General features: G+C 70.4%; 21 protein-coding genes. 15 read left to right on the top strand and 6 right to left on the bottom strand.

The features are described from left to right. The first annotated feature begins 48 nt into the window (after positions 1-48). The 6 genes from AB0B91_RS21935 (at position 49) to AB0B91_RS21910 (ending at position 6,128) form a co-directional block, all read left to right on the top strand. Positions 49-1,455: an APC family permease gene (locus AB0B91_RS21935; protein WP_358322368.1), complete on the top strand. Its 1,407-nt coding sequence runs from the start codon at positions 49-51 to the stop codon at positions 1,453-1,455. A 271-nt stretch (positions 1,456-1,726) separates the two neighbouring features. Then, positions 1,727-3,157 carry a methionine--tRNA ligase gene (locus AB0B91_RS21930; RefSeq protein ID WP_358322365.1) on the top strand — a complete coding sequence of 477 codons (1,431 nt, stop codon included), beginning with the start codon at positions 1,727-1,729 and terminating at the stop codon, positions 3,155-3,157. Between the two features lie 57 nt (positions 3,158-3,214). Then, positions 3,215-4,192 (top strand): phosphotriesterase-related protein, encoded by a 978-nt coding sequence (locus tag AB0B91_RS21925; protein ID WP_358322363.1) that lies wholly within the window; start codon positions 3,215-3,217, stop codon positions 4,190-4,192. A gap of 41 nt (positions 4,193-4,233) precedes the next feature. Next, complete coding sequence (locus tag AB0B91_RS21920; RefSeq protein WP_219530398.1) at positions 4,234-4,620, top strand: STAS domain-containing protein; 387 nt, start codon at positions 4,234-4,236, stop codon at positions 4,618-4,620. Positions 4,621-4,630: 10 nt separating this feature from the next. After that, positions 4,631-5,524, top strand: coding sequence for a sigma-70 family RNA polymerase sigma factor (locus AB0B91_RS21915; protein ID WP_358322360.1), 894 nt, complete (start codon positions 4,631-4,633; stop codon positions 5,522-5,524). A 133-nt stretch (positions 5,525-5,657) separates the two neighbouring features. Beyond that, complete coding sequence (locus AB0B91_RS21910) at positions 5,658-6,128, top strand: hypothetical protein (protein ID WP_358322357.1); 471 nt, start codon at positions 5,658-5,660, stop codon at positions 6,126-6,128. 325 nt (positions 6,129-6,453) lie between these two features. Here the strand turns inward: AB0B91_RS21910 and AB0B91_RS21905 are convergent, their stop codons facing one another. Next, a complete protein-coding gene (locus tag AB0B91_RS21905; protein ID WP_358322354.1) occupies positions 6,454-7,359 on the bottom strand; it encodes a helix-turn-helix transcriptional regulator in 906 nt (301 codons plus the stop codon). 186 nt (positions 7,360-7,545) lie between these two features. Here AB0B91_RS21905 and AB0B91_RS21900 point away from each other — a divergent pair, with 186 nt between their 5' ends. Together AB0B91_RS21900 and AB0B91_RS21895 are read left to right on the top strand one after the other, a co-directional pair. Beyond that, positions 7,546-8,361, top strand: coding sequence for an aminotransferase class IV family protein (locus AB0B91_RS21900; protein WP_358322352.1), 816 nt, complete (start codon positions 7,546-7,548; stop codon positions 8,359-8,361). A 123-nt stretch (positions 8,362-8,484) separates the two neighbouring features. After that, positions 8,485-9,096, top strand: a complete 612-nt coding sequence (locus AB0B91_RS21895; protein ID WP_358322349.1) for an SMI1/KNR4 family protein — start codon at positions 8,485-8,487, stop codon at positions 9,094-9,096. Positions 9,097-9,497: 401 nt separating this feature from the next. On the opposite strand, the gene AB0B91_RS21890 is transcribed toward AB0B91_RS21895, so the two are convergent. The 4 genes from AB0B91_RS21890 to AB0B91_RS21875 form a co-directional block, all read right to left on the bottom strand. Beyond that, positions 9,498-10,649, bottom strand: coding sequence for a hypothetical protein (locus AB0B91_RS21890; protein ID WP_358322346.1), 1,152 nt, complete (start codon positions 10,647-10,649; stop codon positions 9,498-9,500). Between the two features lie 146 nt (positions 10,650-10,795). Then, positions 10,796-13,513: a Tex family protein gene (locus AB0B91_RS21885; protein WP_358322343.1), complete on the bottom strand. Its 2,718-nt coding sequence runs from the start codon at positions 13,511-13,513 to the stop codon at positions 10,796-10,798. 27 nt (positions 13,514-13,540) lie between these two features. Continuing rightward, positions 13,541-14,704 (bottom strand): amidohydrolase, encoded by a 1,164-nt coding sequence (locus AB0B91_RS21880; protein WP_358322341.1) that lies wholly within the window; start codon positions 14,702-14,704, stop codon positions 13,541-13,543. 57 nt (positions 14,705-14,761) lie between these two features. Continuing rightward, a complete protein-coding gene (locus AB0B91_RS21875; protein ID WP_358322338.1) occupies positions 14,762-15,196 on the bottom strand; it encodes an RpiB/LacA/LacB family sugar-phosphate isomerase in 435 nt (144 codons plus the stop codon). 123 nt (positions 15,197-15,319) lie between these two features. Between AB0B91_RS21875 and AB0B91_RS21870 the strand changes: the two genes are divergently transcribed. From AB0B91_RS21870 to AB0B91_RS21840, 7 genes are read left to right on the top strand one after another with little or no spacing between them, the layout of a single operon-like run. Next, positions 15,320-16,399 carry a DUF917 domain-containing protein gene (locus tag AB0B91_RS21870; protein WP_358322335.1) on the top strand — a complete coding sequence of 360 codons (1,080 nt, stop codon included), beginning with the start codon at positions 15,320-15,322 and terminating at the stop codon, positions 16,397-16,399. Further along, positions 16,392-17,960, top strand: a complete 1,569-nt coding sequence (locus tag AB0B91_RS21865) for a hydantoinase/oxoprolinase family protein (protein WP_358322332.1) — start codon at positions 16,392-16,394, stop codon at positions 17,958-17,960. The genes AB0B91_RS21870 and AB0B91_RS21865 overlap by 8 nt, the downstream gene beginning before the upstream one ends. A 23-nt stretch (positions 17,961-17,983) precedes the next feature. Next, complete coding sequence (locus AB0B91_RS21860) at positions 17,984-19,603, top strand: ABC transporter substrate-binding protein (protein ID WP_358322330.1); 1,620 nt, start codon at positions 17,984-17,986, stop codon at positions 19,601-19,603. 3 nt (positions 19,604-19,606) lie between these two features. After that, complete coding sequence (locus AB0B91_RS21855; protein ID WP_358322327.1) at positions 19,607-20,623, top strand: ABC transporter permease; 1,017 nt, start codon at positions 19,607-19,609, stop codon at positions 20,621-20,623. Further along, positions 20,620-21,486: an ABC transporter permease gene (locus AB0B91_RS21850; protein ID WP_358322324.1), complete on the top strand. Its 867-nt coding sequence runs from the start codon at positions 20,620-20,622 to the stop codon at positions 21,484-21,486. The genes AB0B91_RS21855 and AB0B91_RS21850 overlap by 4 nt, the downstream gene beginning before the upstream one ends. Beyond that, a complete protein-coding gene (locus AB0B91_RS21845; RefSeq protein ID WP_358322321.1) occupies positions 21,483-22,217 on the top strand; it encodes an ABC transporter ATP-binding protein in 735 nt (244 codons plus the stop codon). The genes AB0B91_RS21850 and AB0B91_RS21845 overlap by 4 nt, the downstream gene beginning before the upstream one ends. A 2-nt stretch (positions 22,218-22,219) precedes the next feature. Beyond that, positions 22,220-23,083 carry an oligopeptide/dipeptide ABC transporter ATP-binding protein gene (locus tag AB0B91_RS21840; RefSeq protein ID WP_358323550.1) on the top strand — a complete coding sequence of 288 codons (864 nt, stop codon included), beginning with the start codon at positions 22,220-22,222 and terminating at the stop codon, positions 23,081-23,083. A 23-nt stretch (positions 23,084-23,106) separates the two neighbouring features. On the opposite strand, the gene AB0B91_RS21835 is transcribed toward AB0B91_RS21840, so the two are convergent. Next, on the bottom strand, positions 23,107-23,583 hold the full coding sequence (locus AB0B91_RS21835) for a MarR family transcriptional regulator (RefSeq protein WP_358322318.1): 477 nt from the start codon (positions 23,581-23,583) through the stop codon (positions 23,107-23,109). Between the last annotated feature and the right edge of the window lie 30 nt (positions 23,584-23,613).

Genomic DNA, 23,613 nt, shown 5'->3' with positions numbered 1-23,613 from the left:
GCGGTGTGGTGCATAGTGGCTGCCAGCCGGTTGAACGAGGAGGGCGGGGTGGAGCTGTCACGGCGTCTCGGCACCGCCGACGCGGTGGTCGTGGGGCTGAGCGCGATGATCGGCGCCGGGGTGTTCGCCGCCTTCGCGCCCGCCGCGGCGGCCGCGGGTGCGTGGCTGCTCGCCGCCCTAGCCCTCGCCGCCGTCGTCGCCTACTGCAACGCGACCTCCTCCGCTCGCCTCGCCGCCCTCTATCCCGAGTCGGGCGGCACCTACGTCTACGGCAGGCGGCGGCTCGGCCCGGTCTGGGGCTACCTCGCGGGCTGGGGCTTCACCGTCGGCAAGACCGCCTCCTGCGCGGCGATGGCGCTGACCTTCGGCTCGTACGTGGCGCCCGGCCTGGCCCGGCCCCTCGCCATCGCCGCCGTGGTGGCGCTGACCGCGCTCAACCTGTTCGGCGTCCAGCGCTCGGCCATGGCGGCGCGGGTGATGGTGGCGTTCGTGCTGGCGGTCCTGGTCGCGGTGGTCGCCATCGGGCTGCTGAACGGCCCTGACGCCTCCTCTGCCACCGGCTCCGGGGACGGTGCCCTCTCGGCGGACGGTCTGCCGTCGAACGCGCGCATCGTCGACAAGGACCAGAGGATCGACCTCTCTCCCGAGGAGACCGCCACACCCATCCCCAAGAACGACGTGTACGCCCGGTTCTACGCGATCGCGGTGCAGGTCGAGGAGGCGTACCACCCCACCGTGTGGGATGTTCTCCAGGGCGCGGGCCTGCTGTTCTTCGCCTTCGCCGGGTATGCCAGGATCGCCACGCTCGGCGAGGAGGTCCGCGACCCGGCACGCACCATCCCCCGCGCCATCACCGCCGCCCTGGCCGTCACGCTGGTGGTCTACGCCCTGGTCGCCGTCACCGCGCTGTCCGTGCTGGGTCCGATGTCGCTCGGCGCGTCCGACGCCCCGCTCGCCGACGTGGCCACCGCGTCCGGCGCGGCCTGGTTGGGGCCGGTGGTCAGCGCGGGCGCGGCGGTGGCGGCGCTGGGGGCGCTGCTGGCCCTCCTTCTCGGTGTCTCCCGCACCGTCCTCGCCATGGCCCGGCGGCGCGATCTCCCCGGGCTCCTGGCCGAGGTCCATTCCGCGACCGAGGTCCCCCGCCGGGCCGAGCTGGCCGTGGGCGTGGTGGTGGTCGGGCTGCTGCTGGTGGCGGACCTGCGTGGGGCGATCGGCTTCTCGTCGTTCGGCGTCCTGGTCTATTACGCCATCGCCAACGCCTGCGCGCTCACCCTCGGGCCGGACGAGGGCGCCCCGCCCAAGGCCGTACCGGCGCTCGGGCTGGCCCTCTGCCTGCTGCTGGCGGCGACCCTGCCGCTGACGTCCGTGCTCGCGGGCCTCGCCGTCTTCGCGGTCGGCCTGATCATCTGGAAGGTCCGCCATCGCGGAGCCTCCGTGACGCCGGAGCCTCCGTGACGCCGGAGCCTCCGTGACGCTGGGGCCTGCGTGATGCTGGGGGTTCCGTGACGCCGGGGCCTCCGTGACGCCAGGTGCTCCGCGAGCTCGCGGGCTCCGTCCGGGGGCGGGTGATTTACGAGTGCGCTGGTTTCAGCCGGAACGCTACGATGAGCGCATGACGACGCGACTGGTGATGATGGCCCCGTAGGGGCTTCCACCGACGACGTCTTGTTCGAGGCCCTGCGACCGGGGCCTCTCGTCGTGTCCGGGGCCCCTCGGGAGACACACGATGTACATCACGACCACCATCCCTTATGTCAACGCCCGCCCGCATCTGGGGCACGCCCTGGAGATCGTGCAGGGTGATGTACTGGCTCGGCACTACCGGCGGCGGGGCGAGCCCGTACGCTTCCAGACCGGCACCGACGACAACTCGCTGAAGAACGTGCTGGCCGCCGAAGCGGAGGGCGTCCCGGTGCGGGAGCTCGTCGATCGGAACGCGGCCGCCTTCGAGGCCCTGCGCGAGTCGTACGACCTGACCTTCGACTCGTTCATCCGGACGAGCCATCATCCGGGGCATCGCCCGGGAGTCGAGCGGATCTGGCGGGCGATCGACGGCGACCTCTACCAGCGGCACTACGAGGGGCTCTACTGTGTCGGCTGCGAGCAGTTCTACAGCGAGGGGCCCTGCCCCGAGCACGAGGCGCCGTTGCAGCGGGTCTCGGAGCGGAACTGGTTCTTCCGCCTCTCGCGTTACCAGGACGCGTTGCTGGATCTCATCCGTGGCGGGCGGCTCAGGATCGAGCCGGCCGCGCGGCGGAACGAGGTGCTGGCGTTCATCGAGGCCGGGCTGGCCGACATCAGCGTCTCGCGCTCCGCGGACCGGGCCCGCGGCTGGGGCATACCGGTGCCGGGGGACCCTTCCCAGGTGGTGTACGTGTGGTGGGACGCTCTGGCCAACTACGTCACCGCGCTGGACGGTGGCGACTATGACCGCTGGTGGGTGGCGGAGCCGCGCAAGGTTCACCTGATGGGCAAGGGCGTGATCCGCTTCCACGCGGTCTACTGGCCGGCGATGCTGCTCGCGGCGGGCCTGCCGCTGCCTGCTGAGATCTTCGTCCACGACTACCTGACCGTCGGCGGGCGCAAGATCAGCAAATCATCGGGAACGTCCGCGGACGCCGAGGTGATCGTGCGGGCCTATGGCGCCGACGCGGTGCGGTGGTGGTTGCTGCGCGAGGTGCCGCGGGTCGGCGACGCCGACTTCACTGTGGAACGGCTGGTCGCCAGGGCCGACGAGGATCTGGCCAACGGTGTCGGCAACCTGGTCAACCGGGTCGTCACCATGGTGCACCGGTTCCGGGACGGCGAGGTCCCCGCGGTCGCCGTTGACGCGGTCGCCGGACGTACCCTCGTCGAGGCCTGTGAGAGCGCGCCGGGGCGGGTGCACGAGGCGCTGGAGGAGTTCGACTTCCGCCGCGCCGCCGCCGCGGTCTGGACGATCGTCGAGGAAGCGAACAAGTACGTCGAACGGGTCAAGCCGTGGCGGCAGGAGCCCGGGGACCGGGAGACCTCGCTGTCGACGCTCGTGTACGCGTGCCAGGTGCTGGCCGTACAACTGGCGCCGTTCCTGCCCACAGGGGCGGCTCGCGTGGCGGCGGCGGTGAGCGGGGAACGGCTGCCCGAGCCCGAGCCGTTGTTCCCGCGGCTGGCCCATTGACGGTGGGTATGCGGCGGCCTAGGTTGGCGGCACCGACCAGCCGGTATGGAGGCGTGCATGCCCACCGTCAACACCGTTCGCGGCCCCGTCGACGTCGATGAGCTCGGTCAGACCCTGATGCACGAACACGTCTTCGTCCTCTCCACCGAGTATGTGGACAACTACGGCAAAGGTGCCTGGTGGGACGAGGAGTTCCGGGTCGCGGACGCGATCACGAAGCTCAACGCGGCGGCGGCGAAGGGCGTGCGGACGATCGTGGACCCGACGGTGTGGGGGATCGGCCGGTACATCCCCCGCATCCAGCGCATCGCCGCCGAAGTGCCGGACCTGCACATCATCGCCGCGACCGGCATGTACAGCTTCGACGAGCTGCCGCACCAGTACGAGTTCCGCGGTCCCGGCCTGCTCCTGGACATACCCGATCCGATGATCGACGATTTCGTGCGGGACATCACCGAGGGCATCGCCGACACCGGGGTCAAGGCGGCGTTCCTCAAGTGCGTGGTCGAGCAGAAGGGCCTGACGCCCGGGGTCGAGCGGATCTGCCGGGCCGTCGCGCAGGCCCACGTACGCACCGGCGCGCCGATCACCGTCCACACGAACTCCTTCACGCAGAGCGGGCTGACAGCGCTCGACTTCTTCGCCAAGGAGGGCGTCGACCTGACGAAGGTCGTCGTCGGGCACGCGGGCGACACCAACGATCTCGACTACCTGATGCGTCTGGCCGACACGGGCGCCACGCTGGGTATGGATAGATTCGGGCTGGATGTCTACAATCCGACCTCCGAGCGAGTGGCCACCATCGCCGCCCTCTGCCAGCGGGGATACGCTGATCGCATGGTCCTCAGCCACGATGCTGGGTGCTTTTATGACTACTTTGGGGCAGCTTGGGATGACGCGCTGAGCACGATGGCGCCCAACTGGCGCTACGATCACATCCACGACGAGGTCTTGGCCGCACTCCTTGACTCGGGTGTGACCGGCGATCAGATCGAGCAGATGCTGGTGTCCAACCCGAGACGCTACTTCTCGTAAAGTGGTGACATCGGACAAGCAATGCGGGTAGGTGGAACTGGGTGACTTCGGAGCAAGCCTTGTCGATCAGCCTCGGGCTCCAGGGACCGTGTGTCATCGCCAGGCTTACGGGGGATTTCGACTTCGGCTCCGCGGCCGAGGTGCGTGATCGCGTCACCAAGGCGTTGGATCTGACCCAGCCACCACTACTCGTCATCGACATGCAGGCGGTCAGCGTCTGTGATTCTTCGGGCCTTTCCGTGCTCGTTTATCTGCACAAGGCGGTGACCGCGTCCGGCGGCCGGTTGCTCCTTTCCGGGCTTAACGGCAGGTGTAAGCATCTGTTCGCCATCACCGCCCTCGACAAGTTCTTCGATATCCGCACCACCGCCGAACTCGCCATAGCAGAACTCAACGAACCGGGGAGTTCGCCGCCGTTTACCGGGTAGTCGCCGTGGTATGTCGGCCGAAGAGCCCGACCTGCTCGGCATGTACCTGGAGCAGATCGGAAAGACACCTTTGCTCTCCGCCGCGGACGAGGTGGACCTGGCACGACGGATCGAGGCGGGGCTCTACTCGGGCTACCTGATCAGCCGTGGCCAGGGCACTCCGGAGCTCGAATGCGTCCGCCGCGAGGGGCAGCGCGCCAAGGACCTGCTCATCAGGTCCAATCTCCGGCTGGTGGTGGCCGCCGCCAGACGCTACGCCTTCCGTGGGCTTCCGCTTCTCGACGTCATCCAGGAGGGCAATCTCGGGTTGATCAGGGCTGTGGAGAAGTTCGACTACAAACGGGGTTACAAGTTCTCCACGTACGGGATGTGGTGGATCCGCCAGGCCATCGAACGCGGCATCCACGACAAGAGCCGCACCGTACGGCTGCCCACGCACGTCGCCGAAGAGTTGTCGCGGCTGACCAGGATCGCCCGGCAACTCACCGTCGACCTGGGACGCGAACCACGCGACGGCGAGCTCGCCAAGGCCGCGGAACGCTCACTCGGCCACGTCGCCGTGCTGCGGCGACTCGCCCAGGAGACGGTCAGCCTGGACGTGCCCGTCGGGGAGAACGGCGAGGGCAACATCGGCGACATGATCGCCGACGAGGACGGTCTCCAGGCGCAGGAGGTCATGGAGCGCCGCGCGCTCAACGCCGACCTGCATCAGGTGCTCACCTCGCTCCCACCGCGAGAGGCTTTCATTCTCAGGCTCAGGTACGGCCTGGCCGGCCAGGAAACGTGGACCTACACCGAAATCGCGGAACGCCTCGGGCTCACCAGAGAGCGCATCAGGCAACTGGAGAAACAGGCGTTGAAACGCCTGCGGCAGGGGAGTCGCTTGCTCTCCTGGGCTTCCTAAAGCCGCATAACCGGGTAATAGGGATGTGGTCGGACAACCAATTGACTCGGCCGTTTCCCTGACGGTTAATCGGGAGCCTGACGTCGCTTTCAACAGGGGGAAGCGGCAGCACGTCGTTGCTTATGGGGGCAACATGGTCAAGGGTCTCGTCGGCACGCTCTTATCCGTCACCTCGGCAGTGGCGGTGGTAGGGGCCGTGGTCGCGGCGCCGTCCGCCGCGAACGCCGCGGCTCCGTCTCCCGCTCTCGCGGTGGTGGCCGCGAACGCGCCAACCACCCTCTCCAGCACCGCCAATGCGCATCTGATCAAGTACAAGATCCACTGGGGCCGCTGCAAGGACACCTGCCGCGTCAAGGTGCGGATCACCAACATCTCCCGCACGACCCTCTACGCCGTCAGCCTGAACGCCCGGCTCAAGGTCAACGGCAAGAAGGTCGGGTCGTGCTACGACTACGTCGGCACCATCCGGGCCAAGCACTCCCGTTGGGGAGGATGCACCGTCAGGACTCGTACGCTCTCGAACATGTGGAACCGGTGGCTCGACGGCGAGATCCGCTTCGACCGTGATGTCAACACGGTCGTCCACTACGAGTATTACCGCTGACCAGGCGCCAGGGGCCGCGCCCGGTCCGGCCCCTGGCCGTCAGGAGGTGACCATCAGGGCGAGGCCGATGAGGACCACAACCGGGACTAGCCAGACCACGGCCTCGGCGGCGAACTCCTTGTACATTGCGTAGATCTCCCTTGAGACGCCCGTGCGGGGGCGGCGGTAAAACGTTCATTGCGCAGCATAGCCGCCCCCACCCACGACTCCGGCCCATTTCCTGGCTGCTCGGTTGGCCGCCTTCGCCCGTCTTCGGTCGCCGCACTGCCTGCGTTCAGCCACTTTCGGCGGCGCCGCGGGCCGTCTTCGTTTGGCCTTCGGCGGCCTACCCCGTGGCGATCGCATCCGCGCCCCAGCTGGCCAGCAGCCGCAGGCTCTCCGCCGCGGTGGAGCCGGGCGGGGCGTTGTAGACGGTCAGGGACTGCTCGGGATCGTCGGGCAGCCGGAACGACTCGAAGGAAAGGGTGAGGTCGCCCACCAGCGGATGATGCAGGCGCTGGGCGCCGTGGTTCTTCTCCTTGACGTCGTGCCTGGCCCACAGGCGGCGGAACGCCTCGCTCTTCACCGACAGCTCGCCCACGAGCGCCGACAGCTGAGGGTCGTCCGGATAGCAGCCCGCGTACAGGCGCATGGCTCCGACGATGTCGGCTGCCTTCGACTCCCAGTCCACGAACAGCCGGCGATAGTCGGGCTGAAGGAACACCAGCCGAGCCCAGTTGCGCTCCCGGGAGGGCAATCGATCCCAGTCGCCGAACAGGGCCGCCGCCATCGGATTCCAGGCCTGGATGTCCGAGCGCGGTCCCGTCACGTACGCGGGCACCCCCTCCAAGGAGGCCAGCATCTCCCGGAGCGTGGCGCGTACCTGCTCCTGGCGCGGCGGCGAGTGCTTCTTCCGGTGCTGGCACTTGACCAGATGCGTGAGGTGTTCGTGCTCGGCGTCCGTCAGTCGCAGGGCACGCGCGATCGCGTCGAGCACCTCGGCTGACACGTTGGAGCCTCTGCCCTGCTCAAGCCGGGTGAGGTAGGCGACCGACACGCCGGCGAGTTGGGCCAGCTCCTCGCGGCGCAGTCCCGGCACCCGCCGGTACCGTCCAAAGGCCGGCAACCCGACATCCTCCGGCCTCAGCCGGGCCCGGCGGCTGCGCAGGAACTTGCCGAGCTCAGCGCGCGGATCGAACGGCCGCTCGCCGCCGGGATCCGCCGCCTCCTCCGTACCAAGCTGATCTCCCATATCGCCCATTATCGCTGGCTGTACGCACGCGACCGCGGACGAGACTGACCCTGGCAGTAGTAGGACCACTGGTCGTCAGCAGAACAGGGCTCTGGGAGACCGCGGTTCACCAGGGCAGGCTGATCCTCAGCCCCGCGATAGAGATGTCGGCGGGGCGCATCACCATGATCTGGGGAGAGACCTGCGATGAGTACCGCTGCTGCCTCTTTTGTTGTTCAACGTAATGGCCGGGCGGCGACCGGCGAGGAACTGGCGCCGCTCGCCTTCGCCGGCTATGCCCACTTCACTGCCATGCAGGTGCGTGGGGGCCAGGTCCGGGGCCTCGACCTCCATCTGGAACGGCTGCGGTCTGCCTCGGTGGAGTTGTTCGGCCGAGCGTTGCCCGAGAATCGGGTGCGGTCCTGTCTGCGGGCGGGTCTGGAGGCCGGTCCGGCTGACCTCTCGCTGATGGCCACGGTGTATTCGCCGGCGGGCGAGTTCACCGTGGCCGGGACTGATGTGGAGCCCGAGGTACTGGTCCGTACCGGGCCGGCCGCGTCTGGTCCGGAGGGCCCGCTGACGCTGGCGACGGTCGAGTACGAGCGGGTCCTGCCGGGCGTGAAGCATGTCGGCGAGGTGGCCAAGACGTATTTCCTCCGTCAGGCCGTTGGGCAAGGCTTCGACGACGCCGCCTTCATCGACCGTCGGGGTCGGCTCAGCGAGGGGTCGATCTGGAATCTGGCCTTTTGGGACGGCGCCGCGGTGGTGTGGCCCGCGGCCGAGATGCTGGGCGGAACCACGATGAGCATTGTCCGCCGCCAACTGAGCCGCCTCGGCGTCCCCCAGCGCGTCCAGGAGATCACGCTCGCCGACCTGCCTGCGTTGGCCGGGGGCGTGGTCATGAACTCATGGACGCCGGGTGTGGCGGTACGCCGGATCGGCTCTGTGCCCTTGCCTGAGGCGCCGTCCTTCTTGGAGCTGCTTCACCGGGCCTACCAGGCCGAACCGCTCACTTCGCCCTGAAGGCCGCTCATAGGGCTGGGGCAGTCGGCGCTGCTCCATGATCAGCGAAGTTGCCGATCCTGTCGCTGCTGGTCGGGACTTGGGTGGCAAGCCTTGCCACCCAAGCGAGGCTAGGGTGTGTGCGTGGGCGTGGTGACGCAAGCGTGGGCGCGGATCGAGGAGTGGCTGGCGCGGCATACCCCGGCCAGCGCGGCCGCCCTGGCCCCACCCGCCGACCCGGCCGACATCGCCGCCGCCGAGGCCGCGCTGGGGCTCGCCTTCCCGCCTGAGCTTGTCGAGTCGCTGCGCCGCCACGACGGCCAGCGCATCTGGGCGAACATCCTGCCCGAAGGGCCGCCGCTGTCGGCCGTCGGCATCGTCGACCACTGGCGCGCGTGCATGGACGTCGCCCCGAGCTTCGACGGGCTCACCCCGCACCGGCCGGGCGCCGAGCCGTGGTGGCACGAGCGATGGGTGCCGTTCGCCGCCCTGGACGGTGATGCGCAGGTGATCGACCTGCGGCCCGGGCCCGGGTACGGGCGGGTCGGCCTTACCGCGCACGACGGCCTCGGCGACTTCGATGCTGCCTGGCCCACGCTCGGCACCTATCTCACCGAGGTGGCCGACGCGCTCGCCGCAGGTGCTCCGGTGCGCTACTGGTTGCCGTACCTGACGGTCGACGGCGAGCTGTGGTGGAACACCGAAAATCCGGAGGTTGTGCTCGCAGGTGCCAGGCGTTTTGTCCCAACTCCCTGACATGGCGCACGTCGCTATCCGGTAGAGGCGCCGGAATGCTGGTGCGCGGTCAGGCCAGGCGCCGAAGAAAGACGATCAAGTCGCGAGTGAGCAGTTCGGGCTCATCGGCCGTAGCCAAGTAGCCGCGGTCGGACATCACCTTGAGGTGGCTTCGGCCGGCACCTTCATCGACTGCGGAGATCCGGTCTCACCTTCAGAGCGCAACCTTCACACGATGCCCGCGGCCTGCGTCTCGTGATCTCGCACTGACACCTCTGGCCGTCGATTCCGCAAGGTAGGTCCGAACAGTGCCGTGCGGCGCGTCGGCGTGCCCGCCAGGCGGCGGGACGGCAGGCGGCGGGACGGCAGGCGGCGGGACGGCAGGTGGTGGGACGGCAGGCGTGCGTGTCATAGGCCTGGCGTCAGTGGCCGTTCTGGGTCATGCGCTTGCGGAGGCCCGCGAGCGACTCGTCCGCCATCAGCGCGGGCAGGCGCGGCGCATCGGCCTCGATCTGCCGGAGCACCTCAGGGTCGCCGCCGTGGAAGCGGCTCCAGGCGCGGACCACGTCGGGCATGGCCGAGATGGCCGCCTCGGTCAGGATCGCCTCGCGCGGCAACCATGAGGTGAGGAACCGCGAGACCCGGGCCGGACTCCACCACAGGGGCCGATCGCCCACGAACTCGACAAGTTTCCCGAACGCCTCCTGCGCTCCGGGCAGATCCGGCAGATCCAGGAACCGGGACATGGTGTCGTCGGGCGCCTGCCGTACCGGATCGGGGACGGTCCGCGCGCGGGCGAGGGCCAGCGGGCGGACGGCGGGCAGGCTCTCGGCGATCGGCGCCCCCATGACGAGGTCCGTCATCTCGAACGCGTCCAGCACCCGCCCCGCTACCACAGCCGGATCCGCCGAACGCAGGTCCAGGTCGTCGAGGAACTTCGGCTCCTCGACCGTCGCATCGACCGCCAGGCCGCCGTTGACCTGGTCGATGCCCACGATCAGGACGTGCGGCTCCTTGCCGTCGGGGTAGCGGAACCGCAGAGCGGCCAGGGCCTGCTCGCCGTAGCGGTCGGCCTTGCCGTACCACGCCTGCTCACACACCACCTGCCCCATCCGCCCGGCCCACTCGGGCAGCCCTCGCACGGCCTCCTGCCCGGCTTCGCGCAGAACCTCTTGAAGGCTCTTGCCTCCTGGCTCCTGCGTGGTCGGGTGTCCGGTCTGCGGATCCGTGCCCGCGTACGGGCTGGTGCCGCTGGCTACGGTGTCGCCCGGTGCCTGAGTGTCGTCGTCGGCTGCCGCCTCGGTTGGGGGTGTGGCCGCTGCTTCGGCGTTGGTGTCGTCGTAGTGCGCCTCGTCGTCGTTCAGAGCTGCGGTTTCCACGACGGCCAGGGCGGCGAGGGTGAGGCGTGCCTCTGGAGTGCCGGCTTCGGTCAGCTCTCGTACGAGCGGGCGGACCTCTGTTGGGCGCAGTGTCGCCGTGAGCCGGGCCGCCCAGAGCTCTGTGCGCAGTGGTGAGCGCCACCTGAGCAGGTCGCGGGCCTGGGTGATCGCCGTGGTAAACGCAGTAGTGCTCACCCTCCGACCGTATCGCTCCGGCGGGCACGGCTGACTCGCCGAGATTCCGCCCGCAGCGGACCACCCGGCGGTGGGCGAGTTCGCCGGGTGAAGCCGACCGTCGGCCAGCGCGTTGGTTGCCCAGCGCGCCGGCCGACAGCCGGGAGTTACTGGTCGTCTCCGGTCAGGCCGGCCTTGCGGAGGGCTTCGGCCATGGCGCCCGAGGGGGCCGGGCGGCGGGCACCGCCGCCGCGCTGGCCGCCGTCTCCGCGACCCCGCTGACCACCGTCGCCGCGCTGAGCGCCGCCGCCACCTCGTGCGCCGTCGCCGCGACCGCCGGAACCGCCTCGTGCGCCGTCCCCACGGCCGCCGTCTCCACGTCCACTGGCGCCGCGACCGCTGTCTCCGCGACCGTCACCGCGTGCGCCGCCGCCAGAGGTGCCGGCTCCGGGGGCGCCGCCTCCGCGGGTCGCGTCGGCGCGACCGCCGGATCCGCGACCGCCGTCTCCAGCACCAGTCGCTCCACGGCCCGCTGCGCCGCGGCTACCGTCTCCAGCTCCGGCCGTGCTGCGGTTGCCGTCTCCGGCCGTGCTGCGACCGCCGCCGCCCGCGCCGCGGTTGCCGTCTCCGGTCGGGCCACGGCCGCCGCCACCCGGACCGCGACCGCCGCCTGGGCCGCGGTTGCCGTCGGCCGGGCCGCGGCCGGCGCCGCCGGAGCCGCGGGAGGGGCGGCCTTCGGGGGTGGTCTCGTCGTCCAGGCGCATGGTCAGGGAGATGCGCTTGCGGGGGATGTCGATCTCGAGGACCTTGACGCGGACGATGTCACCGGGCTTGGCGACGTCGCGGGGATTTGTCACGTAATTTCGGGACATGGCGGAGACGTGGACCAGGCCGTCCTGGTGTACGCCGACATCCACGAACGCGCCGAACGCCGCCACGTTCGTCACCACGCCCTCAAGGATCATGCCGGGCAGCAGATCGGAGATCTTCTCCACGCCCTCCTTGAAGGTCGCGGTCTTGAACGCGGGCCGTGGGTCACGGCCCGGCTTCTCCAGCTCGCGCAGGATGTCGGTGACCGTCGGCAGGCCGAACTTGTCGTCCGTGAACTCCTGCGGCTTGATCGCCCGCAGCGTCGCCGTGTTGCCGATCAGCGTCTTGAGGTCGGTCTGGACCGAGCCGAGGATGCGCCGGACCACCGGGTAGGCCTCGGGGTGCACGCTGGAGGCGTCGAGTGGGTCGTCGCCGCCCGCGATGCGCAGGAAGCCCGCGCACTGTTCGAACGCCTTGGGCCCGAGGCGGGCCACGTCCTTCAGGGCCGAGCGGGTCTTGAAGGGGCCGTTGGTGTCGCGGTGGCGCACGATGCTCTCGGCCAGCGTGGCGCCGATGCCCGACACGCGCGTGAGCAGCGGCGGGGAGGCGGTGTTGACGTCGACGCCCACGGCGTTGACGCAGTCTTCGACCACCGCGTCGAGGGAGCGGGACAGCTTGGTCTCGGCGAGGTCGTGCTGGTATTGGCCGACGCCGATCGACTTGGGGTCGATCTTGACCAGCTCGGCCAGCGGGTCCTGGAGGCGGCGCGCGATGGAGACCGCGCCACGGATCGACACATCGAGGTCGGGCAGCTCCGCGGAGGCGTAGGCCGAGGCGGAGTAGACGGACGCGCCCGCCTCCGACACCACGATCTTGGTCACCGACGGCATGTGCTGGACCAGCTCGCCGGCCAGCTTGTCGGTCTCGCGGGAGGCGGTGCCGTTGCCGATCGCGATCAGCTCGACGCCGTGCTTCTGCGCGAGCGCGCCCAGGACGGCCAGCGACTGGTCCCACTGCCGCTTGGGCTCGTGCGGGTAGATGGTGGCGGTGTCGACGACCTTGCCGGTGGCGTCGACCACGGCCACCTTCACGCCGGTGCGCAGCCCGGGGTCGAGGCCCATGGTCGTGCGGGTGCCAGCGGGCGCGGCCAGCAGCAGGTCGCGCAGGTTGGTGGCGAACACCCGCACGGCCTCGTCCTCGGCCGCCTGCCAGAGCCGCATGCGGATGTCGATGCCCAGGTGCACGAGGATGCGGGTGCGCCAGGCCCAGCGCACGGTCTCGTTGAGCCAGCGGTCGGCCGGGCGGCCCTGGTCGGAGACGCCGAAGCGGGAGGCGATGCGCATCTCGTACTCGGGGCTGTCGTCGGGCTCCAGCGTGACGGAGAGGATCTCCTCCTTCTCGCCCCTGAACATGGCCAGGATCCGGTGCGAGGGCAGCTTGGTGAACGGCTCCCCGAACTCGAAGTAGTCGGAGAACTTCGCCCCCGCCTCCTCCTTGCCCTCACGGACCGTGGAGAGCAGCCGGCCACGGCCCCAGAGCTGCTCGCGCAGCCCGCCGATGAGATCGGCGTCCTCGGCGAAGCGCTCGATGAGGATCGCCCGCGCGCCCTCCAGGGCGGCCGCCGCGTCGGCGACGCCCTCGGTGAGGAACGTCTCGGCCAGAGCGGCCGGGTCGTGCGAGGGATCGGCGAGCAGTTGGTCGGCCAGCGGCTCCAGGCCCAGCTCGCGGGCGATCTGCGCCTTGGTGCGCCGCTTGGGCTTGTAGGGGAGGTAGATGTCCTCCAGGCGGGCCTTGGTGTCGGCCGCCATGATCTGGGCGCGCAGGTCGTCGTCGAGCTTGCCCTGGGACTCGATCGACTCCAGGATCGCCGCCCTGCGCTCCTCCAGCTCGCGCAGGTAGCGCAGCCGCTCTTCGAGCGTGCGCAGCTGGGCGTCGTCGAGGGCGCCGGTGACCTCCTTGCGGTAGCGGGCGATGAACGGCACCGTCGCGCCGCCGTCGAGCAGCTCGACGGCCGACAGCACCTGCCCGTCGCGTACGCCGAGCTCTTCCGCGATCCGCTGGTGAATAGAGAGCACTTGCCTGCCTTTCGATGGTCCCGCCGGTCAATTGTGCAGGACTGCGCCGTCTTTCATGACCAGAGTGCGCGCTGGGTGAACGACCACGGCCTCGGCCGGGCCGCTCGCGGGGACGACGACGAGGTCGGCCCGGTCGCCGGGAGCCAGGCCGTAGTCGTCGAGGCCGAGCATGCGGGCACCGCCGACGGTCGCCGCCTCCAGCGCGAGCTCGATGTCCTCGTCTCCGCGGAACGTGCTGCGGTAAGCGACGTGCATGGCGCGTTCGAGCATGTCGCCGCTGCCGTAGGGGCCCCACAGGTCGCGGATGCCGTCGTGGCCGCACGCGACCGTGACGCCCGCCGCCCGCAGCTTCTTGATCGGGGGCACGGGGAAGCTGTAGACGGCGGCCGTCACCAGCGCCACGCCGGCCTCGGCGAAGCCCTGGATCAGGCGGTCCTGGTAGGCGTCGTCGAGCTGGCCGAGCGCGTAGGCGTGACTGACCGCCACCCTGCCCGCCAGGCCGAGCACCTTGGTGCGCTCGGTGATGAGCTCCAGCTCCCAGGCGCCGAGTGAGCCGCCGTCGTGGAGGTGGATGTCGAGATGCGTGCCATAGCGCGCCGCCAGCCCGAAGATGACGTCGAGGTGGCGCACCGGGTCGCGGTCGATGCCCGCCGGGTCGAGTCCGCCGATCGCCTCGACACCGCTCTTGAGCGCCGCTTCGAGCAGGTCGGCCGTGCCGGGGTTGGTGAGCACGCCGTGCTGGGGGAAGGCGACCTGGCGCACGTCGATGGGGGAGCCCGCCGCCGCCTCCCGGACGGCCTCCACGCCGCGCAGGCCGACCAGCGGGTCGATGTCGGTGTGGGTGCGGACGTGAGTGGTGCCGTACGCGCTCATCCGGGCCAGCAGCGCGGCGACGCGTTCGACGCTCGGCACGCCGAGCTCGGCGCGGCGGCCCAGGTCGTTGCCGATGCGGCCGGCCAGCGTGTCGTCGGCGGAGTGAGGGACCCAGGGCCCGCCGTAGAGGGTCTTGTCGAGGTGGCAGTGCGCCTCGACGAGGCCGGGCAGCACGAGCTGGCCGGTGATGTCGAACGAGCGCGCCGCGGGCGCGTCGATCGTGGCCGCGACCCGCTCGATCCGGCCGTCCCGTACGAGGATGTCGGCAGGCATCCTGAGACCCCACAGCTGCCCGCCGTGGAGAAGCACGTCGGTCATGCCCAGCACCCTAAACGGCGGCACCGACGTTTCCGAGCTTCTATCGAAGGTCATTCCTCAGATCGCGTCGAGGTGGGAGACGTTCGCCTGGTCGACGGCGTCCGTGCTCGGCGCGCCGGCCAGCCAGGCGTCGAGGATCTCCTCCAGCACCACCTCGGACGTCAGCCGCAGGCTCAGCGCCAGGACGTTGGCGTCGTTCCATTTACGCGCCCCGCCGGCCGTGTAGGCGTCGACGCAGAGCGCCGCCCGTACGCCCGGAACCTTGTTCGCCGCGATCGAGGCGCCCGTGCCGGTCCAGCAGCACACGACGGCCTGGTCGGCGCGTCCCTCGCTCACGTCGCGCGCGGCGAGTTCGGACGCCCACGCCCAGTCGGCGCGCTCCTCGGCGTTGAGCGCGCCGTGCGTGACCACCTCGTGGCCGCGCGTGCGCAGGAGTTGCACGACGCGCTCGGCCACGCCGTCCAGGCTGTCGGTCGCCACCGAAATCCGCATGCTCACGTTCACCTTTCCGTATCCGCCGGTACACCGAAGCATGCCCCCACACGAGCCTCGCCGCGCGGACCTGACAGGCCTGACTGGCGCAACGGGTGGCTATGTGCTTGGTTGTGTCGCCATATGAGTATCGACATCAGCGACATTCCCGCCCTCGCCCGGGGATGTGCCGTGCTGGGCACCGGAGGCGGAGGAGACGTGCGGACCGGGTCGCTGGCGGCGATCCGGGCGATCCAGACGTACGGGCCGGTGCCGCTCGTGGAGCTGGCGGAGCTGCCCGGTGACGCGCTGGTCGTGCCGCTGTCCGGCATCGGCGCGCCGACCGTCAGCCACGAGATGATCCACAGTGAGGACGAGGCCAAGCGGATCGCGGAGGAGATCGAGCGGATCTTCGGCCGCCCGCCGGCCGCGGTCATGTCGTCGGAGATCGGCGGGTCGAACGGTGTCGCGCCCGTCGCCTGGGCCGCCCAGCTCGGCCTGCCGCTGCTGGACGCCGACGCCATGGGCCGGGCGTTCCCCGAAGTGCAGATGGTGTCGATGTACGTGGCGGGGCTGCCCGCCGACCTCGTCGTCATGTCCGACGTCGTGGGGAACGTCGTGACGATCCGCCCCGTCGACGGCCTCTGGTCGGAGCGGCTGGCCCGCGCCGTCTGCGTGGCGGCGGGCTCGACCGCCCTGATGGCCGACTACGTGCTCACCGCCGCGCAGGCGCGCGGCGCGGTCATCGAGGGTACGGTCACCCGCGCGCTGGCCATCGGCCGCGCCACCGAGGGCGCGGCGGAGCCGCTGCGCGCGCTGGCGGAACGGCTCGGCGCGGCCCGGCTGATCACCGGCAAGTTGACGGACGTCGAACGACGTACGACCGGCGGGTTCGTCAGGGGCACGGCCACGATCGAGGGCACCGGTGACGACCGGGGCCGCACGCTCACGCTGGAGCTCCAGAACGAGAACCTCGTCGCCGTCGAGAACGGCCGGCCCAGAGCCATGGTGCCGGACCTGATCACCGTGGTCGACACCGAGACGGCCGCCGCCGTCCAGACCGAGGGCCTGCGGTACGGCCAGCGCGTCACGGTGCTCGCCTGGCCGTGCGACCCGCTCTGGCGGACGCCCAAAGGGCTGGAGACGGCGGGGCCGCGCGCGTTCGGCTACGACCTGGAGTACGTGCCCATCGAGGAGCTGGTGAAGGGGGAGCCGCGTGGCTGAGGGCGCGTTGCGGATCGGGATCGATGTCGGCGGCACGAACACGGACGCCGTCGTCCTGGACGCCGCCGACCGGGTGGTCGCCAAGGCCAAACGGCCGACGACGCCGGACGTGACCGCGGGGCTGCGGGCGGCGCTGGACGCGGTGCTCGCCGAGGTGGCCGCGTGGGACCGGATCACCCGGGTCATGCTGGGCACCACGCACGCGACCAACGCGATCCTGGAGCGCAGGAACCTCGGCCGGGTGGCGGTGCTGCGGCTCGGCGCGCCCGCGACCACCTCGGTGCCGCCGCTCTCCGACTGGCCGGACGACCTGCGCAAGGCCGTGTCCGCGGGCGAGGCCATCGTGCCCGGCGGCCACTACGTCGACGGCCGCGAGATCAGCCCGCTCGACCTCGGCGCGATCCGCCGGTTCCTGGACGGCGTGCGGGCCGACGCCGTGGCGGTGACCGGCGTGTTCAGCCCGGCCAGCGCCGACCAGGAGCGGGTCGTCGAGGAGCTGGTCGGGAACGAGTACGGGCTGTCCGTCTCGGTGAGCCACGAGATCGGCTCCCTCGGGCTGCTGGAGCGGGAGAACGCGACCGTGCTCAACGCCGCCCTGTACGGCGTGGCGGCGCACGTGACCGACGCCCTGGTGGCGGCGCTGGCCGAACGGGGGCTGGGCGCGCGGCCGTACCTCGCCCAGAACGACGGCACGCTGATGACGGTGGCGCACGCCGCGCGGCTGCCGGTGTCCACGATCGGCTCAGGACCGGCGAACTCGCTGCGCGGGGCCGCCTTCCTGTCAGGGGTGCGCGACGCGATCGTGGCCGACGTGGGCGGCACCTCCACGGACCTGGGCGTGCTGGCCGGTGGGTTCCCGAGGGAGTCGGCGGCGGCGGTGGAGATCGGCGGGGTGCTGACGAACTTCCGGATGCCGGACATCCTGGCCATCGCACTGGGCGGCGGCACCGTGATCCGGGCCGCCGGTGGGACGGTGGGGCCGGACTCGGTGGGCTACCGGATCGCGGAGGAGGCGCTGGTGTTCGGCGGCTCCACGATGACGCTCACCGACGCCGCCGTGGCGGGCGGCCGTGTCCCGGCGGACGCGGCCGGCTGGCGCGAACGGCTGGAAGCGGCCGCGGCGAACATGTCGGAAACTTTCGGCGACACTCTGCAAAGGGCACTGGCCGTCGCCGACGCGACGGTGATCGACGCCGTGGACCGGATGGCGCTCGGCCGGGCCGACCGTCCGCTGGTGGCGGTGGGTGGCGGCGCGTTCCTGCTGCCCGCCGAGATCCCCGGCGTGAGCCGCGTCGTCCGCCCGGAACACGCCGAGGTGGCCAACGCCGTCGGCGCAGCGATCGCCCTCGCGAGCGGCAGAGTGGATACGATCTTGCCGGCGGGCGAAAGCCGGTCAAAGGCGATCGAAAGAGCCAAGGAGGAAGCGGCGGCTCGTGCCGTGGCCGCAGGCGCGGATCCGGCCGGAGTGGAGATCGTCGACCTGCTCGAGGTGCCGCTGAGCTACCTCTCCGAGCCCGCGGTGCGGGTACACGTCAAAGCCGCCGGACCTCTCTCCCGGTGACAGATCGAAAGGACTCCCCACCCATGCGCTGGCACAAGCGTCTGCTCGTCGCCGGGGTCGCCGGTGCCGTGGCCATGACCGCATCCGCGTGCGCGGGCGGCCAGGTGCGCGGTGCGGATCGAAGCCCGAAGCCGAGCGCCACGACGAGCGACTCCGCCGTCCCCGCCGCCAAGGCCAACGACGCCACCTTCGTCTACGCGCCCAACCTCGACGTGGTGACGGACTGGGACCCGGCGACCTCGTACTCCAACGAGATCATCGCCATGTCCAACATCTACGAGGGCTTGACCAGGTACAACACCCAGTCGCAGAAGCCCGAGCCGCGTCTGGCCACCGAGTGGACGTCGGCCGAGGGCGGCAAGCAGTGGACGTTCAAGCTGCGCCAGGGCGTGAAGTTCCACACCGGCGCCAGCGTGGACGCCGAGGCGGCCAAGAAGGCCATCGAGCGCACGATCAAGATGAACGCGGGCGCCGCCTACATCTGGGGCTCGGTCAAGACGATCGAGACGCCCGACCCGGCGACGCTGAAGTTCACCCTCAAGTACGCGGCGCCGCTCGACCTGATCGCCTCCTCCGGCTACGCCGCCTACATCTATGACACGGCCGCCGCCGACAAGCTCAAGGACGGCAAGACCGACGCCGGCACCGGCCCGTACACCATCGACAGCTGGCAGAAGGGCAAGGAGACCGAGCTCACGCTGAAGGCGTACGAGGACTACTGGGGCGGCTGGAAGCCCGAGCAGTACAAGAAGATCGCCTTCCGGGTCACCCCCGAGATCACCACCGCCTGGCAGTTGCTGCAGAAGGGCGAGGTGAACTTCGTCGAGCGCCTCAACCCGCAGCTCTTCGAGCAGGCGGGCACGACCCAGAGCGTGCGGACCTCGCAGACACCGTCCTTCCAGAACCTCCTGCTGCTGTTCAACACCGCCACGGGTCCGATGAAGGACGTCAGGATCCGGCAGGCGCTCCAGCTCGCGCTCGACTACGACGGCCTCATCGCGGCGCTGAAGGGCGCGGGCAGGAAGAGCACCGGCCTGGTGCCGCAGGGCCTCATCGGCTACACCGCCAACCTGGAGCCCAAGCAGGACCTGCCCAAGGCGCAGGAACTGCTCGCCGAGGCGGGCTACGGCCGCGACCTGCCCGAGCTGAAGCTGAAGATGACCTACGCCCAGGGTGACGAGGACCAGAAGCTGCTGGTCACGCTGCTCAGCTCGGCGCTGAAGGAGCTCAACGTGCGTCTGGAGGCCAAGCCGATGGCCTGGAACGCGCAGTGGGACCAGGGCAAGAAGCAGGGTCAGGACATCTTCGTCATGTACTGGTATCCCGACTACGCCGACGCGTACTCGTGGTTCCTCAACGTGTTCAGGAGCGCGGACAAGCCGCAGTTCAACCTCTCCTATCTGAAGAACGCCGAGATCGACAAGGAGATCGACGCGCTGCCGCAGCTCACGGCCACCGACAGGTTCGCCGCCGAGCAGTCGTACGCGACCCTGCAGAAGCAGATCATCCAGGATCAGGCCGCGGTGGCGGTGCCGTACGTGCAGACCTACCAGCGCGCGCTGACGGCGGACGTGCAGGGGTACGTCGACAACCCGGCCTATCCCAACGTGGTCTTCTTCTACGATCTCAAGCCCGCAAGCTGACCCATGCCGCGCTATCTGGTCCGCCGCCTCGGCCAGGCCGTCCTGGTCGTGGCCGGCGTGATCGTGCTCACGTTCGCCGTCATGCGGCTGGTACCCGGCGATCCGGCGGTCGCGTTCGCCGGGCCGAAGGCGACTCCCGAGGAGCTCGCGGCGGCCCGGCTGCGGTTCGGGCTGGACGACGCGATCCCGGTGCAGCTCTGGAACTACGTCAGGGACCTGGTGACGGGCGACTGGGGCACCAGCCTGCGTACCCGGCAGCCGGTCCGCGACGATCTGCTGCTCGCCTTCCCCGCCTCGCTGGAGCTGGTCGGCACGGCGCTGCTCATCGCGATCGCGGTGGGCATTCCGGTCGGCGTGCTCGCCGCCCGCTATAAGACGAAATTTCCGGACTTTGGGGTGCGGATCACCAGCATGCTGGCTGTCTCGGTGCCGGTGTTCTGGCTGGCCCTGGCCCTGCAGACGGTGTTCGCCAGCAACCTCGGCTGGTTCCCGATCGCCGGCGAGTACGACTCCACGCTCGACACCACCAGCCCCCTGACGCTCTGGACCAACATCACCCTCGTCGACGCGCTCATCACCGGCAACTGGCCGATCCTCACCAGCACGCTCGAACACCTGGTGCTGCCCGCCCTGGTCGTGGCGGCCTACCCGACGGGCGTGATCGCGCAGATGACCAGGGCTGCGCTCATCGAGGAGTCCGGTCAGGACCACGCCCGGCTGGAGCGGGCGCTCGGCTTCGGGGAGACGTCGATCCTGACCAGGTTCGCGCTGCGGCCCGCGCTGAACCCGGTGCTGTCCCTGATCGCCCTGGTCTTCGCGTACGCGATCGTGAACGGGTTCCTGGTCGAGGCGGTGTTCAACTGGCCGGGGCTGGGCCGCTACGCCGTCCAGTCGATCTCCAGCCGTGACACTCCGGCCATCGCGGGCGTCACGCTGCTGGTCGCCATGGTCTACGTGCTGGCCAACCTGATCGTGGACCTCCTCCAGGGCGTGGTCGACCCGAGAGCGAGGGCCCGATGACCGAGACGCGGGTGGCCGAGGAGCCGGTGCGGCTGCGCCGAACGCTGCCGAAGGTCACCGACCGGTTCGCCGCCGCGGGTGCGGTGCTCATCGTGCTCATCCTGCTGGCCGCGGCCCTGGCGCCGTGGCTCGCGCCGTACCCCGTGGACCGGCTCGATCCCGTCCACAGCCTGCTCCCGCCGAGCGGCACGCACTGGTTCGGGACCGACAAGGTCGGGCGCGACGTGCTCACCCAGGTCCTGTACGGCGGGCGGACCTCGCTGACCATCGCCGTGGCCGTGCTGGCGATGTCGGCGGCCGTGGGCGTCACGCTGGGCGTGGTGGCGGGCTACGCGGGCGGCTGGCTGCGGGACGTCATCATGCGCGTCACCGACGTCTTCCTGGCCTTCCCCGCGCTGCTGCTGTCGCTGGCCCTGGCCGTGGTGCTGGAGCCCAGCGTGACGACCGCGATCGTGGCCATCGCGGTGACCTGGTGGCCCTGGTACGCCCGGCTGGCCGCCTCCGTGGCGGCCTCCATCTCCACCCGGAGTTACGTGGACGCCGCCCGCTGCCTGGGCGTGCCCGCGCCCATGATCATCCTGAGGCACGTCCTGCCGAACTCGCTCACCCCCGTCCTGGTCCAGATCTCCCTCGACGCGGGCGGGGTGATCCTCACCGCCGCCGCGCTGTCGTACCTGGGCCTCGGCGCGCAGGAGCCGACGGCGGAGTGGGGGCTGATGGTGGAGCAGGGGCAGACGCTGTTCACCACGAACTGGTGGGTCGTGACCTTCCCCGGGCTGGCGATCCTGGTCACGGCCTTCGCCTTCAACGTACTGGGGGAGGGGCTGCGCAACGCCCTCGACCCACGAAGGGTCGTGAAGTGATCGAGGTCAGGGATCTTCAGGTGCGGTACGGCGAGCGGCTGGTCGCCGACGTGCCCGAGCTGGACGTGCGTGAAGGGGAGTGCGTGGCGATCGTGGGGGAGAGCGGGTCGGGCAAGTCGACCACGCTGCTCTCGCTGCTGGGCCTCACCGAAGGCGCCCACGTATCCGGAAATATCCGGGTCTGTGGAGTCGAGGTGCTCCAAGCGCCGGAACGGCGGCTCCGCGAGATCCGGGGCGCCCGGGTGGCGCTCGTGATGCAGTCACCCCAGGCCGCGCTGAGCCCCACGACCCGTCTGGGCACCCTGATGCGCCGCGCGCTGAAGCTGCACGGCCTGAGCGCCGACCGGGTCATGGTGGAGGCCGTCGAGGCGGTCATGCTCGACCCGGGCATCCTGCGCCGCTATCCGCACGAGATCTCGGGCGGCCAGGCGCAGCGGTTCGCGATCGCGCTGGCCATCGCGCTCGGCGCCGAGGTGATCCTGGCCGACGAGCCCACCAGCGCGCTCGACGTGACCGTGCAGGCCGAGGTCGTCGGCGTGCTGCGGCGGCTGCGCGCGGAACGCGGCCTGGCCCTGCTGCTGGTCTCCCACGACCTGGCCCTGGTCTCCACGATCGCCGACCGGGTGCTGGTCATGAAGGACGGCGCCGTCGTGGAGAGCGGCCCGGCCGCCGAGGTGCTCGCCGCGCCGTCCCATCCGTACACCCGTGAGCTGCTGGAGGCGCTGCCGTGACGATGCTCAGGGCGGAGGGGGTGACGCTCGGGTACGGCCGGACGCCCGTCGTGCACGACGTCACGCTCGACCTCGTCGAGGGCGGCGTCGGCCTGATCGGCGAGAGCGGCTCGGGCAAGACCACGCTGGCGCGGGCCTTCCTCGGCCTGCTCACCCCCACATCCGGAAATATCTGGTACGGCAAACAAACCCTGAAAAATGCGGATATGAGGGCGTTTCGCAGGGACGTTCAACCGGTCTTCCAAGCCGAAGCCCTCGACCCCCGGATGCGCGTCGGCGGCTCCATAGCCGAAGCCCTGCCGAGGAACGCCAGGCACCGCGTCCCCGAACTCCTGGAACAGGTCGGCCTCTCCCCGGAACTGGCCACCAGGCGCCCGCACCAGCTCTCGGGTGGCCAGCGGCAGCGCGTGGTCATCGCCAGGGCGCTCGCGGTCGGTCCCCGGCTGCTCATCCTCGACGAGCCCACCAGCGCGCTCGACGTGACCGTCCAGGCCAGGATCCTCGACCTGCTGGCCGGCCTCGACACCGAACGCCTGCTCATCACCCACAACCTGGCCGTGGTCGGCCGGCTCTGCCGTACCTCGCACGTCCTGTTCGCGGGCCGCGTCGTGGAGTCGGGCCCGACGGCCGACCTCCTGGACAGGCCCGCGCACCCGTACACGCTGGCGCTGCGTGACGCCGTACCGAAGCTCGGGGGCGAACCGCCCGTGACCACGGGCAGGACCGAGGCGCGGCCCGCCGAAACGGGCTGCCCGTTCCGGCTGCGCTGCCCGCTGGCGGCGCCGGAGTGCGCGGAGGCGCCCGCGCTCAGGGACGTGGGCGGTCGTCAGGTGGCCTGCCACCGCGCCGAGGACGTGCTGGGCTGACCGTCATGTCGCTCAGCTGACGGTCACTTGGCGGCGGTGTCGGCGAAGCGGTCATTGAGGTGCGTGCACAGGTCGTCGGAGAGTTTGGACAGCAGCCGCCCCAGCTCGGCCCGCTCGGCATCGGGCCAGTCGGAGATCGCGGCGTCGAACCACTCCGTGGTGATGCGGCGGCAGCTGGCGGCCGCCGCGGCGCCCTCATCGGTGAGCGCGATCCGCCAGGCCCGGCCGTCGTCGGGGTCCTTGACCCGGGAAAGCAGCCCGCGCTGCTCCAGTGACGAGACGTGCCGGGTCACGTGCGGGCTCTCCACCTGCAGGCCCTCGGCGATCGCGCCCACCCTGCGCGGCTCGCCCGAGTCGAGCAGATAGACGAGGATCTGCACGTCGGGCCGGTCGAGCCGGACACCGGCCGCCTCGGTCAGCCGCTCGTGCGTCTTGGCGCGGTTGAGGGTGGTCACCAACCGTCTGAAGGCCGCCACGGTCTTGTTGAGGTCTTCGCCCATCGCTTTGCTTACCTAACTTACGTATGTATT

The organism is Nonomuraea sp. NPDC049141 (genome assembly GCF_040648415.1).
In the GTDB taxonomy this organism is placed as follows: Bacteria; Actinomycetota; Actinomycetes; order Streptosporangiales; family Streptosporangiaceae; genus Nonomuraea.
Note: the sequence above shows the minus strand (reverse complement) of the source record. Positions and strands in the feature narration are given on the sequence as shown.